Annotated in this window: 15 protein-coding genes and 1 tRNA gene; 3 read left to right on the top strand and 13 right to left on the bottom strand. The window is 61.2% G+C overall.

The window, feature by feature from the left end; genetic code table 11:
* Positions 1–3 precede the first annotated feature (3 nt).
* The 3 genes from ACMDCM_RS06750 to pxpB are packed head-to-tail and all read right to left on the bottom strand — an operon-like array spanning position 4 to position 2,566.
* Entirely contained in the window at positions 4–771 is a 768-nt protein-coding gene (locus ACMDCM_RS06750; RefSeq protein ID WP_412772853.1) for a LamB/YcsF family protein, read from the bottom strand.
* Between the two features lie 56 nt (positions 772–827).
* Complete coding sequence (locus tag ACMDCM_RS06745; protein ID WP_412772852.1) at positions 828–1,838, bottom strand: 5-oxoprolinase subunit C family protein; 1,011 nt, start codon at positions 1,836–1,838, stop codon at positions 828–830.
* Complete coding sequence (pxpB, locus tag ACMDCM_RS06740; RefSeq protein WP_412772851.1) at positions 1,835–2,566, bottom strand: 5-oxoprolinase subunit PxpB; 732 nt, start codon at positions 2,564–2,566, stop codon at positions 1,835–1,837. The genes ACMDCM_RS06745 and pxpB overlap by 4 nt, the downstream gene beginning before the upstream one ends.
* 185 nt (positions 2,567–2,751) lie before the next feature.
* On the opposite strand from pxpB, the gene ACMDCM_RS06735 reads away from it, so the two are divergent.
* Positions 2,752–3,162 (top strand): (R)-mandelonitrile lyase, encoded by a 411-nt coding sequence (locus ACMDCM_RS06735; protein WP_412772850.1) that lies wholly within the window; start codon positions 2,752–2,754, stop codon positions 3,160–3,162.
* A 77-nt stretch (positions 3,163–3,239) separates the two neighbouring features.
* Here the strand turns inward: ACMDCM_RS06735 and ACMDCM_RS06730 are convergent, their stop codons facing one another.
* The 4 genes from ACMDCM_RS06730 to ACMDCM_RS06715 form a co-directional block, all read right to left on the bottom strand.
* Entirely contained in the window at positions 3,240–4,028 is a 789-nt protein-coding gene (locus tag ACMDCM_RS06730) for a DUF2147 domain-containing protein (protein ID WP_412772849.1), read from the bottom strand.
* 176 nt (positions 4,029–4,204) lie between these two features.
* The gene (locus tag ACMDCM_RS06725; protein WP_412772848.1) at positions 4,205–4,675 is read right to left on the bottom strand and encodes a hypothetical protein; all 471 of its coding nucleotides are present in this window, start codon (positions 4,673–4,675) and stop codon (positions 4,205–4,207) included.
* 735 nt (positions 4,676–5,410) lie between these two features.
* On the bottom strand, positions 5,411–5,587 hold the full coding sequence (locus tag ACMDCM_RS06720; protein WP_412772847.1) for a hypothetical protein: 177 nt from the start codon (positions 5,585–5,587) through the stop codon (positions 5,411–5,413).
* A 380-nt stretch (positions 5,588–5,967) separates the two neighbouring features.
* The gene (locus ACMDCM_RS06715) at positions 5,968–6,207 is read right to left on the bottom strand and encodes a hypothetical protein (protein WP_412772846.1); all 240 of its coding nucleotides are present in this window, start codon (positions 6,205–6,207) and stop codon (positions 5,968–5,970) included.
* 1,015 nt (positions 6,208–7,222) lie between these two features.
* Between ACMDCM_RS06715 and ACMDCM_RS06710 the strand changes: the two genes are divergently transcribed.
* Positions 7,223–7,759: a GDSL-type esterase/lipase family protein gene (locus ACMDCM_RS06710; protein ID WP_412772845.1), complete on the top strand. Its 537-nt coding sequence runs from the start codon at positions 7,223–7,225 to the stop codon at positions 7,757–7,759.
* Positions 7,760–8,031: 272 nt separating this feature from the next.
* Here ACMDCM_RS06710 and ACMDCM_RS06705 read toward each other — a convergent pair whose 3' ends face one another.
* From ACMDCM_RS06705 to ACMDCM_RS06685, 5 genes are all read right to left on the bottom strand, one after another.
* Positions 8,032–8,307: a hypothetical protein gene (locus tag ACMDCM_RS06705; protein WP_412772844.1), complete on the bottom strand. Its 276-nt coding sequence runs from the start codon at positions 8,305–8,307 to the stop codon at positions 8,032–8,034.
* 1,828 nt (positions 8,308–10,135) lie between these two features.
* Positions 10,136–10,327 carry a hypothetical protein gene (locus tag ACMDCM_RS06700; RefSeq protein WP_412772843.1) on the bottom strand — a complete coding sequence of 64 codons (192 nt, stop codon included), beginning with the start codon at positions 10,325–10,327 and terminating at the stop codon, positions 10,136–10,138.
* 631 nt (positions 10,328–10,958) lie between these two features.
* Positions 10,959–11,034: transfer RNA gene (locus ACMDCM_RS06695), tRNA-Lys, on the bottom strand.
* Between the two features lie 140 nt (positions 11,035–11,174).
* A complete protein-coding gene (locus ACMDCM_RS06690) occupies positions 11,175–13,847 on the bottom strand; it encodes a glycosyltransferase (protein ID WP_412772842.1) in 2,673 nt (890 codons plus the stop codon).
* Positions 13,848–14,026: 179 nt separating this feature from the next.
* Entirely contained in the window at positions 14,027–14,596 is a 570-nt protein-coding gene (locus ACMDCM_RS06685) for a beta-1-3, beta-1-6-glucan biosynthesis protein (RefSeq protein WP_412772841.1), read from the bottom strand.
* A gap of 317 nt (positions 14,597–14,913) precedes the next feature.
* Between ACMDCM_RS06685 and ACMDCM_RS06680 the strand changes: the two genes are divergently transcribed.
* On the top strand, positions 14,914–16,539 hold the full coding sequence (locus tag ACMDCM_RS06680; protein WP_412772840.1) for a glycoside hydrolase family 17 protein: 1,626 nt from the start codon (positions 14,914–14,916) through the stop codon (positions 16,537–16,539).
* On the opposite strand, the gene ACMDCM_RS06675 is transcribed toward ACMDCM_RS06680, so the two are convergent.
* On the bottom strand, positions 16,499–16,879 hold the full coding sequence (locus ACMDCM_RS06675) for a hypothetical protein (RefSeq protein ID WP_412772839.1): 381 nt from the start codon (positions 16,877–16,879) through the stop codon (positions 16,499–16,501). The two genes, ACMDCM_RS06680 and ACMDCM_RS06675, sit on opposite strands and share 41 nt — an antisense overlap.
* Positions 16,880–16,976 lie beyond the last annotated feature (97 nt).

Below are 16,976 nucleotides of genomic sequence, written 5' to 3'. Positions count from 1 at the left end.
GGGTTATTTTGCCGTCTTGAACGGCGCAACCGCGATGTCGTTATCTCTGAGCGCCTTGCACAAGATCCGTGCGATCTCGACCGCGCCGGGCGTGTCGCCATGGATGCAGACGGTGTCCATCCGCGTCCTGATCGGCTTGCCGGTGATTGAGATCACCTCTCCGGACTGAATCATTTTCACCACGCGTTGGGCGATGGCGTCGGCGTCGTGAAGCACGGCGCCGGGCTTGCCGCGCGACACCAACGATCCGTCGTCCTGATAGGCGCGGTCGGCGAACACCTCATGCACCATCGGCAGGCCGAAGGTTTCGCCGGCGGCAACGAGACGGGAGTTCGCGGGCACGATGAAGACCAGATCGGGATCGACCGCCCTGATCGCCGAGGCGATGGCGCGTGCGGTCATGTCGTCCTCGCAGGCGACGTTGGAGAGCGCGCCGTGCGCCTTCACATGCGTGACCCGATGTCCGGCCATTGTCGCGATCGCCTGCAACGCGCCGATCTGGTAGGCGACGAGATTCTCGATTTCCGACGACGTGAGGCCGGCGATCGGCCGGCGGCCGAAGCCGTGCAGGTCGCGATATCCGGGATGCGCGCCGATGCTGACCCCGCGCGCCTTGGCGAGATCGACCGTCTTCTTCATGGTATCGGCATCGCCGGCATGGAAGCCGCATGCGATGTTGACGGAGGTCGCGAGGTCGATCATCGCGGCATCGTTGCCCATCGGCCAGACGCCGAAGCCTTCGCCGAGGTCGCAGTTGAGGTCGATCGTCATGTCTTACTCCAACGCGGAGCGCGGGTTGCCGCGGCTTTCGCGGGTAGCCGAATTTGTCACGTTCCGTTGTCGAATGCATTCACCGCGGAGCCTGCGATATTGGCGTTCCGCAACGCATCGCTGATGTCGACATTGCGTATTTCACGGATGCGGTCGGGGAGGGTTCGCAACAGGTCCGCCATCGCGCGGGCCTCGGCCTGGGCCTCGGCCATGGTAATCGCCTGGAAGTGGAAGGCGCGGCCGGCGGGCATTTGCGCGAAGCGGCCGAGGTCGGCTGTGATCACTGTCGCGATTTTCGGATAGCCGCCCGTGGTGCCGCGGTCCGGCATCAGAACGATCGGCTGTCCGTTGCCGGGAATCTGGATGCTGCCGTTCACGGTGCCATCGGAGACGATGTTATGGCCGTGCAGATGCGTGACGGTCGGGCCGTTGAGGCGATAGCCCATGCGGTCGCTTGTCGCCGAGATCCTCCATTCGCTGCGGAGGAACAGATCCTTTGCCTCGCCGAATTCGTCGTCCTGCGGACCCATCACGACCCGGATCGGGCCATCGGATACAGCGGGGAGATCGATCCGTCGCCCGGTCGCGGCCTTTGCGGCGTCGACTTCGAGGGCGTCGCCGGCCTGCAACGGCCGCGGGAACGGACTGCCGAGGCCGGCGCGCGCATTGACGGCGAGACTGCCGAACATCGGCTCGCCTTTCACTCCGCCTTCGACGGCGAGATAGCTGAAGGTGCCGCGGCGCGCGACGCCGAGCGTCAGGCTTTCGCGGTCACCGAGCATGCAGGATTCGTCGAACGATACCGGGCGGCCTGCGATGTCGGCGTTCCGCACGGCGCCTGCGAGCGCAATACGCAGGTCGCCCTCGCGAGCGGAGAAGGACGCGCCGGACGGCCCGACCTCGATCGCGGCCGCAAAGGGCGGATTGCCGACGAGACCATTGGCGGCAGCCAGTGCGAGGCGATCCATCGCGCCGCTCGGCGTCAGGCCATAGCGTTGCGCGCCATGGCGCCCGCCGTCCTGCACCGACGTCGCGGGCCCGGCAGCGGTGACGACGAGCTTGCTCATGAGGCCACCAGTTCCGCGACGAACGCGCCGCGCGCCGCCGCGCGGTCCTGTTCGGTGAACTGTTTGTCGTCGACCGCATGGAAGGTGATGGCGTCTCCGGGCTCAAGCAAGAAAACCGGATCGCGATGAAGCTGGTAGGTGCGCACGGCGGTCCGACCGAGCAGATGCCAGCCGCTGGGTCCGGCAAGACATTGGACACCGGTCTGAAGACCGCCGATCGAGATCGACCCGGAGGGCGTGAACGAACGCGGGTTCTGTCGTCGCGGCATTTGAAGCGAAGGGTCGAGGCCGCCGAGGTAGGAGAAGCCCGGCGTAAATCCGATCATGGCGACGCGATAGTCGCCGGCGACATGACGCGCGACGATGTCGTCCGGCGTGGTGTTCAACGTCTTGGCGACGTCCTCGAGATCGATGCCATGTTCGCCACCGTAGGCGACGGGGATACGCCAACGCCGGGTCGCAGTCGTCGGCGGCGCCGGCAATCGGGCGAGCGCCGTCAGCCGTTCGCCGAGTTCATCGAAACCGATCCGAACCGGATCGTAGTGAACGAGCAGCGATCGGTAGGTCGGCACGGTCTCCGTGACGCCGTCAATCGGTGCGCCCGCAAGCGCGCGGTCGAGCGCAAGCACGCGACGGTTGGCCTGCTCATCGATATTGCGGCCGAACTCCACCGTGATGGCGGCATCGCCGCTTGGCAGAAGACGGGGCGAAGACAAGGGTGCGATCATGACCGGTCTATAGGTTCGATGGCGCGTTGACGCCGAGCGAAATCTCAAGAAGAGTGTACGCAAATTCAATGAATTATTGATGGCGGGCTCACGGGATGTTGTAATCGGTGGCAACGCGCGGGGCGTATCGCAAGGGGGCGGAACGAATTCAGAGCGTCGTCGCGCGGCAACTCAGGAGGTCAAACATGGATATCCATCAGGCAGGTTCGCGGCCGGCGAAACCTGGGCCCAAGGAGTATTTTTCAGGCACGGTCACGGTCGAGCCGATCATCGCCGCAGCAAATGCGCCCTCGCGCGTGATGGCCGCAAGCGTCGCGTTCGATCCCGGCGCGCGCACCGCATGGCATACGCACCCGCTCGGCCAGACCCTGTACGTCGTGTCGGGCGTCGGGCTGGTGCAAACCGAGGGCGGGCCGATCCGCGAGATACATGTCGGCGACACGGTGTGGTTTGCACCGGGAGAAAAACACTGGCACGGCGCGGCGCCGAACACCGCCATGACCCACATCGCGGTGCATGAGGCCCTCGACGGAAGCGCCGTCACGTGGCTGGAACATGTGACCGACGCGCAATATGCCGGCAAGGTCGGCGGCTGACCAAATCGAAGCCCTGCCGCGCGCCGTGCGGCAGGACTTTCGTCCGTCGGATTTCACTAAAGCTGACATGGCTCCGATCAATTCAGGCGGCTCCAGGTCTGGCCGCCGCAGAACATCCCGCCGAATGCGCAACCCCGTACGCGCAAGCGATCGTTGCCCTTCATCGCGATGGTCGAGCTATAGGTGCTGCCGCTCTTCGGATCGTAGATCTTTCCACTCCACTTGGTGCCAGCGGGCTTCATGTTGATCAAAACCTTTTCCTTGTTCCGACCGGTACGGGAATCCACCGAATATCCGCAGAGGTTTGTTCCGCACTCCTCGATCCGGACGTGCCCTTCCTTTTTCTCCGTCAGCCATACGCCGAGCGGTCCGACCGGTTCGGCGGCCGGGGAGGGAGCCTGAACCGGCTCCGTGGCTGGCGCGACGGCAGCGACGACGGCTGTATGCGTCTGCTCCCTGACCGGCGGCGCTGTCACGCCGGGTTGAACTGCCGGAACGGCGGCGGCCGTCGGAGGCGGGACTGCTGCCGGGGTCGTGGCCTGTTGCACGGGAGCCGGCGTCACGACAGCGGGAGCGGCCGGAGCAGCGGTTGCGGAAAGAGGCGCGGGCGCAGTCGCTTGTGCGTGAGCTGCCGGCCGTGCGGCAGCTTGTGGCGTATCCTGAGCGTCGGAACTGTCGTCGTCGAAATCCTTGCGTCCCGGGTCGTACAGGCCGGGAATCGAAAGCGAGATGCAGGAGGGGGAATCGCAGCCGCGTGGCGCGTGAATTCGTATCGTGCGCCCGCCGATTTCGAATGAATAGTTTTGACCCGCCTGGGCGGTCGAGGCGGTGAGCAGCAACGCGGCGGCGATGGCGAGCTTTTTCATGGGACCTCCAGTCCGGTTCGGATTGTCAGGTCCGACCTTATGCGTACCGGGGTCCCCGGAGTGTGATACGGGTCACTTTGCGGCCCAGGTCGATAAAACGCCCGGCTTCGATCCGTGACGGGTCGCTCGCTCAAGGGCGAGGGCAGCCGGCTCGGGCTCGAAAGAGAGTTATATCGTCAATCCGGCGCGTGGCTGGGAGCAGCGGACTGTTCGGCGCACGGGCCGATTTCTCCACCGGCCATTTCGCTTCGCAATGCTTCGAACCGCTGGCGAGCGTCGCGTTCGCGGTCGTCGACAAACTTGATCGCAGCCTCTTTTGTCATGGGACCGCTGACAAGCGGGTACGAACTTTCGCCGATCGTTTCATCAACGAAATAATCGCCGTTGTCGTCGCGGCGTGTCGCCCACTTGAACCGTACGGCGGTGAGCGGACCAGGCCCGAACTTCGTATAGCTGTCGGCTTCAGCGGAAGAAGGCTTGGGCGCGGCCGGCGACCTCGTCGGCACCTCGGCCGGTGAAGCCGCGGGTCGGTCTGTCCTCTCCGACTCGGGGGCGGCGTCACTGTCGTGCTGCGTATCGGAAGGTTTCGGCTTTTCGAGGTTCGCAGTCGCCTCGAGAGCTTCATCGGTCGAATCGCCGTGACTCACCCTTATCCCCTCGCTCGAGTTCCGGACGGGCGTGGCCCGCGAGCCCGCTGATCGCCGACGCGTGTGTCCCATGCGCATCCCGAACGGATGTATCCAGATGCAAATTGGCGGTTTTTTGGCTTAACTGGGGGCGTCGTTCGCCGGTCCGGTTTCCCCGGTCGGGAGCATTCCAAACGATGGGAATGAATGTCGTTCCCTAATCGCGGATAGCTCCACTCGCAAGGCAGGTTGGAATTGCTCGAGCGGAAGAAAAACTTTTTCAGCTCCTACGATTGTCGCGTTTCACCGAGTTCAAAATACGGGAGACGCTTCGCCCTGAATGCGTCGCGCGACCGCTTAATCGCCTTCAGCGATCTCTTTCGGTCTTTCTTCTTCCCTGCGAGGTGGACGGGATCGCACGTAGCGATAGCTCGCATAAAAAAGCAGGCCGCAGCCAATGATTGCGCCGAACATGACCAGGGGCATGGTGTTATCGTGCCTCCAAGAGCAAAACGGAAAGACGGCGCCTGTCGTCAAAACGAAGGGCAGGTCCCTACAGGGAGACTCTAGAGCGCGGACGGCGGAAAGGGCAATATCGGAGTTCGGCGTCCCCGCTGAAGCGGGACGAGGCGCGGGCGCTGCTAAAAATATAACGCATTGAATATGCTATATTATCGGCGGAATTCAAGCCCTTGTAGTTGACGCCCGGGACGATGCGAAGAACCTCGGTTCCGAGTTTTTTCTCTCAGCCGGATTTTACTCGTCCTGAAGCCACTTGGGCGTGACCAGTCCGACCAGATCGAAAGTCAGCACGATCAATTGCGCGCCGCCGCATATCAAGAGCGCCATGTCGAATTTCGGCGGTCCCCCGTTCGCGAAAATGTAAGCCGCCGCGATCATGGCGATGACGGCGCTCAAAGCATTCACAAGCATGGCCTTTACGATCGAGTCCGGCCACCTCCTGGCGGCCAGCCAAATCAGACGGGATATCAAGACCGCCGCCACTAAAGTCGCGACGACAAGAATGAGCATCGATCCTCCGACCTGAATCCAAACTGGTTACCCCGGAAAGCGTCAGGGCGTCGACACCTGAAACCGGGCTATAGGGAGCGCGCAGGGCGTTGCGCTGTGTCATGGGCCTGGCGCGTATCCGAATAATTCGAACACGCTCGTCGAACAGGTTCTTTATTTGACGCGTTTTCTTCACGCGAACCGGTAGCCATCCTCTGGTCAAGCCCGAGGACACGCTTCGCTCGAAAACGCTATAAAGCTCGCAATACGACATGAGCGCCATTTGGGTTCGCTAAGCCGATTCAACCGGCGCGAGGTATCTCCTCTCCGGCAGCAGCCACTGCCTTAATGCCGCAATTGGCCAATTGTATCTTGTGCCTGACGCCCGAGCGCCAAGCGGCCAGCATTGCTTGTGCCGCCTCATGTCGCAACTCTGCACGCCGAACCGCCTGTCCGCTGAATGTCAGGTAGCGCATCACGATGTCGAGCGCCTCGCTCAATACAATCGGGTCTGCGTACAAGGGCCATGGGTACAGCAACATCACACGCTCCTCATCACCGCATAGAACGACCATCCAGAGATTCCGGATTTGATGGAATCAAAGCCGGGCTCCAGCCTTTTGATTTGACGCGTTTTCTTTACGCCAACCGGTAGCCGGGTCGCTCGAAAACGCTCTAAAGGGTTCCCGAAACTAACCAAGGATAGAGGCTTTTGGCTAGCCCGGATTTGCAAGTCATACCCTGGATGAGGTTTTGAGGGGACTGTCCGTCCGATCCGGAACGCGGAAGCTGACGTAAATCTGCGAAAGCCGAATCGGCAAAGCATGACGCGCATTGTCCGACTGCGCAGTCGCCACCGTTACGGATGCACCAAGACGCCGGTTGGCGATATGAAAGACCGCCAAGGCGTTGGCGAGCGCCCCGGCGGCCGTCACCCGCGCCAAAGGGACGAAGTAATGACGCGGGTTGCTGCGGGTTATATCACGAATGAAATCGTAGCGGAGCAAATACGCGTGAATCTACAAGACAAGGTCGATGGATGTGACATGGCGCAGCGCCGAGAACTTGCAGCAATTCACCGACACGAATACGCGCGCCGCGCGAGAGCAAGAGGTCTCCGGGATCGCTGCTGCCGACTGGACGCATTGGCGAGAGCTGCGCCGTCATCCCAGAGCCTTTCCGCTTCCGATGGAATCAGAAGCGGGGCCCTATGTTTTTTGTTGATGCGTTTTCTTGACGCGAACCGGTAGAGACCAAGAACGGCGCCACGATCACGCGCCCGGTGGTTGACTCCCTAACGGCCGAGATTGCCGCCCGTAAATCGATGTCGTTGTCGTCGATCCCTTTGTTTCATGTTTTTAGGGGATCGGGGAAAACGACAACGCTGCCATGGACATGATCGTCAAGGAATGGGGCAAGGTTGCTGACAAGGGCGATTGGCATCGGCCTCGCCTTTTTAAGACCTGATCACCCCTTTGGGATGAGGGATGAGGTCACGCCGATGTAATCTGCTTTGATTGGGCAATTGGAAATCGCCGTAAACAATTTGAGGACGATATGAGAAAATGGATTGGCGCTGCCGTAGTGGGGGTGGCACTGTTCGCATACGGCGCGCAGGCCGCACACGATGTCCGTATTGTTGCGCTTGGCGCGAGCAACACCTCGGGCTCAGGCCTAGGACGCACAAGTGGAGGTGTACCTTCTTCGCAAGCGTATCCAGCGCAGCTTGAGGCACTGCTCAGGGCGAGAGGCATTCACGCGCATGTCACCAACGCGGGAGTGCCTGGCGATACGACTGGGGGAATGCTGTCTCGGCTCGATAGCGCCGTGCCAAACGGGACATCGATTGTGATTCTTCAGCCGGGCGGCAACGACGCGCGGCGCGGGCAAGGCGGAGCGCGTCAAGGCAATATCTCGGAGATCAGACGGCGGCTGTCCGCTCGCCATATCAAGGTGATCATTCTCGGTCACCTCGGCCAGATCGCCCCAAGGGGAACGCGGGATCCAGACGGTCAGCATTTCAATGCACGGGGGCACGCCGCCTTTGCGGCATGGCTTGCGCCCAAAGTCATTGCCGCCGCACGCACGAGATAGATTGTTCGCCTCACGCAACGACGGGTTACCAACGCTCGCACCTTGGGAGCGGTGCTGAATTCGGCATCGCCCTTTTCTGTATCTAAACCATTGAAATATTGAGCATACGCAGGCTCCGCTTGCCTGACAGCGATATCGCCTTTGCTGCCGCACTTGGCCGATCGAAGTTCGCGCAAGCCCATTGGATCCTGAGCCGCGATTGTTGATTGGTGGCGACTCCGAATTCCCTGAGGTCGCGCTCGGGCTGCGGGTAGAGATGCTCAAGAGAGCGTTCACCAGAACTCCTTCTCGTCTTCGAGGTCAACGAGTTCTGCGAGACACTGCTCTGCGTGTTGCGGGCGAGGCGGGTTGAGAAGTCGCAGTCGTTCGCTCTCTGCGGCGGCTTCGGTCGCGATGATCCGAAATGCTTCCAGGGAGCGAGTGCCCTTTGCAGCCGATTGAAGGATTCTTTCGGCCATTAGTGCTTGCGTTGATGAATCGGGGTGGACCTCTAATGTGGCTTGTGCAAGCGCGCCCCTCATAATCGTAACCAGCTCCACATCAAACATCTTTCGTCTCCGTTTTGGGCACTGCTGTACCGCGGCTCCGTGACAGGCGTACTGCGAAACTCTGACGATGATGAGTCGAGAGAATTAAACTTCAGACAGGTCGAGTCACAGCGTTGTGTGATGGTAAAAGTGGCTGGCCTATATTGGATCAAGCCTCTCAGCCGCCGTCGGTGCGGGGTCCAAAAACACGGCGACGGGGCAGCGGCTTCCGAACAAAGCGACTTGCGGGATGGGTCAAAGGACGCTACTTGCCCCCCTATGGTATCGAAGACTTCGAAGAGCCCCAAACCTGGCGTACGGGCCCGCGATGGGGGTGAATATACCTGTCCCGGTTGCGGCGCCATCTACAGGGTGACGGTCTATACCAGCCCATTCAAGGACACGGGCTATCAAGATTGTCACGTCTGCAACCTGCAAATCAAAAGCTGGAACCAAGCAACTGCGTGGTGGTCCTTCCATCTGATAAAGCGACCACGGGCCCTGTGAACCCACCAACCTCCTGGCCTTCAGCGCGGCAGGATCGGCGAGGGGCGCCCTAGCGGAAGAAGACAGCGCATCAAATCATCTCTGGCAAAGATATTCCGGAGTCGATCTGATACGGAGCGCCGGCGGATTGACATCGAAACCATCCATATTGGCCGTGCTTGCGCGAACCCGACATGGCAACAGTTGCAGAACTTGCCGATAGCATTTCCAAGATTGGTCTGATCAACCCACCAGCCGTACGATCAGCGCGCCGTTGTCGCGAATGATGGACGAGAGGCGCGGGTTGTCATCCATCTAAAAAGAACCGCAGAGATTGCGCGCAACGCAAAGTTGACGACGGAAGTCCGAACTAAATCTACTTTGGCTGATTCAGCTAAACTAGAGAGGACCCAAAACAGCCGCTCTGAGGTCGCCAAAGAAACTAACCGCCAGAGCGAAAAATCAGGCTGGCACAGGAAATTAAGAAGGCGGCGCCAGAGGTGCGCGATTTGGTGCGCGCGGGCACAGTATCCCTAACTGAGGGCAAGAAGCTTTCCGGCCTTCCAGAAGCGAAGCGCGGCGCTGCCATCGTAGCTGTAGCGAGGGGTGAGGACGTGAAGGCGGCCGTTCGCTCCGCGAAGCGCGACGGTTGCAGACAGTGTGGTGGCATTCAAGGCGGTTAGGCCGTAAGATCAACGACGTTGGAAGTGGTCGTCTGAGTGGGTACGTCGGTCGCAGACTCTAATTGGGCCGTATCAACCGCAGCCTGGTCCGCTTTAATCACGTCGGCTGCTGCTTTTGCAGCCTGATCTGCCGCTAGCTTAGCGAGGGCCTGTTGTAGGGCGGATGGCGATGCATTGCTATTGCTGCTAATAACACTCATCGAAACCTCTCGTAGCTTTGCGAAATCCTGATTGCGAGTCCTTAATTTTTAGTTTCTTTGAATCTAATTTTTAGTTTCTTTGAATCAGGGGCACCGATAAACCGCGAGAATCCGAAACCTGGCGAGCCTGGTGATGGTGGGTTGAAGCGGGAGTGGGAGGGTCGCGGAAGCGCACCTTCTCGCCTTTGGCCGCGAGTTCTTCGACTTCAGTGCGGACTGAAGGTGGGGCCGATGTGAGAGTCGCCAGCGCGTGGAAGCTCAAAGTATTCAAGTTTGAATAATTTGAACCAAACTCCGTCGCGACCTCATGTAGTTGGCAGACGTCGTATCGCTCATCCCAAACTCAGCCTCAATCCACGGCAGGAAGTTGCCGTGGCCGAGCGCCTTCTTTAGCTCGATCTCGACGAGGCGGCGGGTGGCTTCCGGCCGAGTAGGCGCTCATCTTGATGGTTTCACCAAGCGTAGGGATAATGGAGATACCTAACGCAACATGGAGTTTCTAAGCCGATCCAGCAGTTGTCGAATGTTCGGGCATATTTCGCCGCCGCTGTGTTTGCATCTTCGCGCCATCTCCTCTTGTGAAAACGAGAAGGATTTTTCCGATCCGCCGCCCTCAATATGAGCTTCGATGCCGCACTCGGGACATTTGATTGTCTCGGTGTTGCTCACCATTGCAAATCCTCCCATCACTTCCTTTTTAGCGCCTGTCGCAGAAGTGTCCGGATGGCTTGCGGGCGGGTAGGCGAATCATCCTGCTTATCGCGCCAAGCGTCCACCGCAGCCAAATCGTTGGGTTGGAGACGCACACCGACGAGCGTTCCCGTTTCTGCTGAACGTCGCCAACGCGGCGTTGTGTTATCACTGGTTGATTTTGCCATATCGTTGTGATAACACAATGGCAGGCCGGTGCAAAGCTGTAACTTTGCAGCCGGCATATGAACGAGAACCGCGGCCAGGACTTAGAAGACGAACACGATGGCGCAGAGCCCGGCGAGGATGCAGAGCCGGACGTAGATTCGGAGCCTTCGCTGGGCTGGACCGACAATCTCAACCAGGCAAGCCCACATTGGCATGGGAATCACTTGGGCGAGGTCGACATCGAAGAAGGTGCCGGCGCTGTTCGCAAGGAGCGGCCAGCATCGAGGACGGGTGGCAAGGTCTGTCGGGGATCGATTCTGGTGTAGCGGTTCAAGAACGCCCCGTTTTCGCGCGAATCCGGGGCGTTTCCTTGTCTCTCTGGCTATATAGTGGCTATAAATTTTGTAGCCAGTTATTCCATTGTCACCTAAGTTATTGAAATTATTGGTGAGCGCGGAGGGACTCGAACCCTCGACCCCATGATTAAAAGTCACGTGCTCTACCACCTGAGCTACGCGCTCACATGCCGCGCTGTGTAGGGGGACCGTCAGTCCGGGTCAATAGCGCCGGTGTTTGCCGAGGATTCTACAACACAAATAGTCCATCTGAATCCGTCTCTTACAGACAAGATATCCAGCGATATGAAAAGAGGTCGGCCGGATCAGCTTGTTTCGCGATGAATCTCGGAGTTGCCGGGGGGCGAAACGCCGTTCGGCATCGGCGCGGGCCGTAGCCCGATCAGCTCCGCGCTGCGGATGCGGGCGTTCCGCCAGAACGAAAACTCGTTGATGCGCGAGGTCTCGAGGATGGCGATCGCGACGGCCGACAGGAACGGCAGGCTTTCCAGCACCAGAACGCCCGCGAAGATGTAGATCTCGTGGACTTCCTTGTACTGATTGGTTGCGATCAGCACAGCGGCTCCGACGAGCAGGAGAATGCCGATCACCGCTTCCCAGAACGCCTGGAATTCGATCGACATTCGCGACAGGCCGCCCTTCGAGGTGCGCGCGAAGGCAAGGTGCTCCGTGATGAGCCCTTGAGCGACCGCCCGCGAGACGGTCCACTGCACCGACATGGCGGCCACCATGGCGCCCAGCATCTGCGCGGTTTTGACCGGCACGCGCAGGCGGTACAGCGCCACGAAATGGATCAGCGACACCAGGAACGCGGCGATGATCGGAAGGGTCAGGATCTTGTCCGGGATGGCGATATCGGCGAAGGCCACGATCGGCACCCAGATCAGGTTCAGGATCGCGACGACGACCCCGAGACTTTCGGCGCCGAGCCAGTTGAGCCAGCCGAGCGTGAATTCACGCTTCTGGTCCTGCGACAGGCGGCTCGCGCCCGGCAGAAAGCGCCGCCAGTGCTTCTTGACGATCTGGAAGCCGCCATAGGCCCAGCGGTGGCGCTGTTTCTTGAAGGCCTCGTAGGTGTCGGGCAGCAGGCCGTGACCGTAGCGGGTGTTGGTGTAGTGGGTTGTCCAGCCATGCTCGATCATCGCGAGGCCCAGATCGGTATCCTCGCAAATGGTGTCGCCGGCCCAGCCCCCGGCCATATCCATCGCGGCGCGGCGGATCAGGCACATGGTGCCATGGACGATGATGGCGTTGGCTTCGTTGCGCTGGACCATGCCGATGTCGAAGAAGCCGGCATATTCGCCGTTCATGACGTAGTGCATCAGCGAGCGGTCGCCGTCGCGATGATCCTGCGGCGCCTGAACCAGGCCGACGTGCGGATCGTTGAAAGCCGGCACCAGATCCTTGAGCCAATCGGGCTGCACGACATAATCGGCATCGATGACGCCGATGATCTCGGCGTCGGCGGCGGTGCGCTCCATGGCGATGCGCAGCGCGCCCGCCTTGAAGCCCTCGACCTTTTCGGCGTTGATGAACTTGAAGCGTTCGCCGAGGGTCCGGCAGTGATCCTGGATCGGTTGCCAGAACGCCGGATCGGGCGTGTTGTTGATGATCACCACGCATTCGAAATTCGGATAGTCGAGGCGCGAGACCGCGTCGAGCGTCTGCTTGAGCATCTCCGGCGGCTCGAAATACGCGGGCACGTGGATCGAGACCTTGGGCAACGGAGCGCCGGCCGTCGCCTGCGTCGCCGCCGCCGCTGCCTCCCTCGTGATCAGCCGCTGCGGGCGCTGTCCGAACGCCACCGCCGCGATCTCCTCGATGCGCGCCATCGCGATCAGGATCAGCGGCACCAGCAGGATAAGACCGAGCGTCAGCGCGAAGGCCGAACCGAAGACGAAATAATGGACCGTCCAGTAGGAGAAGACCGTGGCGACCCAGGCGCCGACGCCGTTGGCCGCCGCCGAAAGCAGCAGGGCCTGCATCACGGTGGGGCGGACGAGCCGCAGGATGGGCAAGGACAGCAGGATGCCGATCAGAAGCGCGATGCCGGCGAGCTTCCAGTACGCCTGATCGACGACGGGGCCGGTCCAGGAAAATTTGGGTTCGCGATCCGCGTTGAGAATGCCCCAGTAGGGACCGACGCCGCCCTCGAAGAATTTCCATGGCTGGTCGATCGCTTCGACGATGTTGTATTCCATGCCGATCGACTGGGCCTTGGTGACAAAATTGCGAAGCGTGACCGCCTGCTGGAACGGACCGGGATCGGCGTTCCTGAGATTGTAGCCGGCGCTCGGCCAGCCGAATTCGGCGATCACGATCCGCTTGCCGGGAAAGGCGTCGCGCAGTTTTTGATAGATGATGAGGGCCTGATCGACCGCCTGCTTGCTCGAAAAGCCCTCCCAATAGGGCAGGATGTGCGCGGCGATGAAGTCGACCGACGATGCGAGTTCAGGATGTTCGAGCCAGATATTCCAGATTTCACCAGTTGTTACAGGTACATTCACCGAGCCTTTCACGCGCTGGATAAGCTTGATGAGATCTGAGACCTTTTGATCGCCGCGATAGATCGTTTCGTTGCCGACGACGATTCCGTTGACGTTGCTGTTGTGTTTGGCGAGATCGATGGCGGCCTGCATCTCGCGCTCGTTGCGCTCGACATGCTTGTCGATCCACGCGCCGACCATGACCTTGAGGCCGAACTCGTTGGCGATGGGAGGCACCAGTTCGACGCCGCCGGTCGACGAGTACAGACGAATTGCGCGGGTCAAACGTGCCAGCGCTTTCATGTCGGAGCGGATATTCTCGGCAGTCGGGATATTGTCGACGTCCGGATGCCCCGACCCTTCGAACGGTGCGTAGGAGACGCTGTTCAGAAGTCCCTTGAAGTCGGGAGCCTGCTGCTTGTCCTGAAGAATTCCCCAGAGGGCAGCGTGTGCAATGGTTACAAACAAAAGAACGGCGACGACAACGCGCATCGCGACTAAACCATAAGGGGCGAGCAAAACCGGACCGCGGACCCGTCCCCTAGGTCCGACACATCGACAGAGATAATTCTGCCGTGTGATTTAACAACTCGTATGAAGCCGTGGCGTTTTGAGGGCGGCCTGGCCGCCTCAACCTCGGAAAACGAGAGTCGTTCCCTGGCTGGCGGCAGTTATTTTTTCGGCGCGGCGGGAGGGGGCGCCGGCTGTGCCGGGGCTGGAGCCGCGGCGGGCGCCGCGTTTGCCGGCCGGGAAGCCGCATCGGAGGCGGCCTCCGGCGGCTGCGCATCCGGATTGATCCAGCAGGTATGAACGCGGCTGCTCAGGGCGTCAGGCGCCTTGGGGTCGATCGGCCCGAACCGGACCAGGCAGCGGAATGCCGCCTGAACGTGGCCGCCCGGGCAGCCGAAGCGATCGTAGAGATCGAGATGACGAAAGGCGGTGTCCAGGTCGTCGCGCCACATCAGGACAACCACGCGACGGCCGAGCCAGACGCATTCCGGGTTTCCGGCCGGGCCGTTGATGACGCGTGCGGCCTCGGCGAACTCGTCGGTTTTGCGCTGGCTGTCCTTGGCGGCGTCGGTTGCGTTCGTCGAGTTGGCTGAGGCCGGCTTGTTGTTATCCTGGGCGCGAAGATCGCCGCTTTGCGCGATTGCGCCGCCGATGCCGAACAGCAAGGCGAAACCGGGAACGGCGAGGCCGCGCAAAAACGCTTTGTGGAATCCGAGCAGCATTCGACGCATAAAGTCCCCCGACTCTTGCCGGCCGCGACCGCCTGTCGGCAACCACCACCTTGTATCAGGTGTCAGATGCCGCTCAAATTGGTCCCCAATGCGGCGAGACGCCCTGACGGTTCGTCGCGTCTGGCGCGCGGCCACGTGGATCGCGAATGTCGAACTCGCTCCACCCGGTTCCCATGACGGAGATTTCGGATTTTGTCCAGCAGAGGGCCGACTTGATCGGATCGTGATTGAAGCTTGGCCTGAAAGGTTGTGGCGGTCCGGCCGCTGCTCTTGGCAGAAGCGCCCCGACCGGCTAATCGACGGCTTTCTCGCGGAGGATGGAGCCGATTTCCTTTCGTACGCCACTGGCGCTTCTCGTCATTTCGCTCGGCCTGATTGCGGCGGTGTGGTGGTGGCTCGGCGCGCCGATCCGGCTTGCGCGCGTGCCGATCGATCCGGCGGCGAAACTGGAATGCGTGTCCTATGCCCCGTTCCGTGGCGAACAGACCCCGCTGGTCGCGACGACCGAAATTCCGCCCGAGCAGATCGCCGAGGATCTTGCCCAACTGGCCACGATCTCGAAATGCGTCAGGACCTACTCGATCGACAACGGCCTTGATCGGGTGCCGGCTCTGGCAGCGAAGGTCGGCCTCAAGGTCATCCAGGGAATCTGGCTTGGCAACGACCGCCTGAAGAACCTCGCGCAAATCAATGTCGCGGTCAGGCTGGCGAAGGAAAACCCCGACACCATTATCGCGCTCGTTGTCGGCAATGAGGTTCTGCTGCGCGGGGAAATGACCGCCGCCGATCTCGTAGCCAACATCCGCCTGGTGAAGTCGCAGGTGAGCGTGCCTGTGACCTATGCGGACGTCTGGGAATACTGGCTGCGCAACCGCGAGGTCTATGACGCGGTCGATTTCGTCACCATTCATATCCTGCCGTACTGGGAGGACTTTCCGATCAGCGCGCGCCACGCCGCCGCGCATGTCGACGCCATCCGCAAGCAGGTCGCCGCCGCCTTTCCCGCCAAGGAAATCCTGATCGGCGAGACCGGATGGCCGAGCGCGGGCCGGATGCGAGAGGGCGCGTTGCCGTCGCGCGCCAATCAGGCGCGCGTGGTGTCGGAAATCCTCGCCATGGCGAAGCGCGAGAAATTTCGCGTCAACCTGATCGAGGCCTACGACCAGCCCTGGAAGCGCCAGCTCGAGGGCACGGTCGGCGGCAACTGGGGCCTGATCGACGCTAAAAGGCGCAAGCTGAAATATCCGCCGGGCGAGCCCGTCAGCAATTTTCCGCTCTGGAAAACCCAGATGGGCGCGGGGATGGGCTTATGTGTCCTTGTTTTCATGGTCGCCATGCTGACGTTGCGGCGGAAGCCTTGGAAACCGCGGTGGATGTCCTGGATCGCGGTCGCGGTGTCGGCGACGGCGGCGGGAATCCTGCTCGGGGTAGCCGTGGACAAGCTGTGTTACGAGAGCTACGGCTTCGGCAACACGCTACGCTGGGGATTGCTGCTGGCGGCCGGAATCCTCTCGCCGCTGCTGGGCGCGAACGCGCTGATGTCCGGGCGCGCGCTGCCGACATTCGTCGAATTGATGGGGCCGCGCCCCGGCCGCACCCGCTCGGTCCTGTCGGTGATGCTGGGGATCACGCTGCTGGTGACGACCTTGATCGCAGCCGAGACGGCGCTCGGCTTCGTCTTCGATCCCCGCTATCGCGACTTTCCCTTCGCCGCGCTGACGATGGCGGTGGCGCCGTGCTGGGCGCTGGCGTGGCTCAATCGCCCGCTCGCCGGCACTCGCCCGATCGCGGAGCAGGTTTTCGCCGGCCTGCTGGTGATCGCGGCCATTTATGTCGGCTTCAATGAAGGCCCGAAAAACTGGCAGTCGCTCTGGACCTGCGCGGTTTACGCCATGCTCGGCATCACGCTGTGGCGGGCGCGGGCCGCGCAAATCCCAGAATAAGCAGGCCGATCGCGAGACCGGAAAGACCGACGTTGTAAAGCACGATTCCGAATCCGGCGGAGGCGAGCCCTGCGGTCAACAGCACGATCGAGGGTCGCATCACATGCAGCAACGCAATGACCAGCGCGGCGGTGCCGAAGACGTGGTTTCGAAACAGATAGGTCGCAACGCTGCGGCTTGCGCACAGCATGGTTTGCAGGCCGCCGTCACACGCCAGCGAGACCGTGGACAGTTCGATCGCGAGATAGCGGAGATAGAGCGCGTAACCGACACTGAGGAAGCCGACAATCAGCAGCCATTGCACCTGATAGGGCGTCAGCCGGAACGGGTCCTTTTTCATCGCGCCAATATGATCCGGATCGATCGGCCCGACAACCCGGAACAGCGTTTCGGGCGAAGCATGTCCTCGGGCTTGACCCGGGGATGGCTCCAGTTCG

This window comes from Nitrobacter sp. (assembly GCF_047149785.1).
GTDB lineage: Bacteria > Pseudomonadota > Alphaproteobacteria > Rhizobiales > Xanthobacteraceae > Nitrobacter.
The sequence above is the reverse complement of the archived record's forward strand: the minus strand, read 5'-3'. Positions and strand labels throughout refer to the sequence as shown.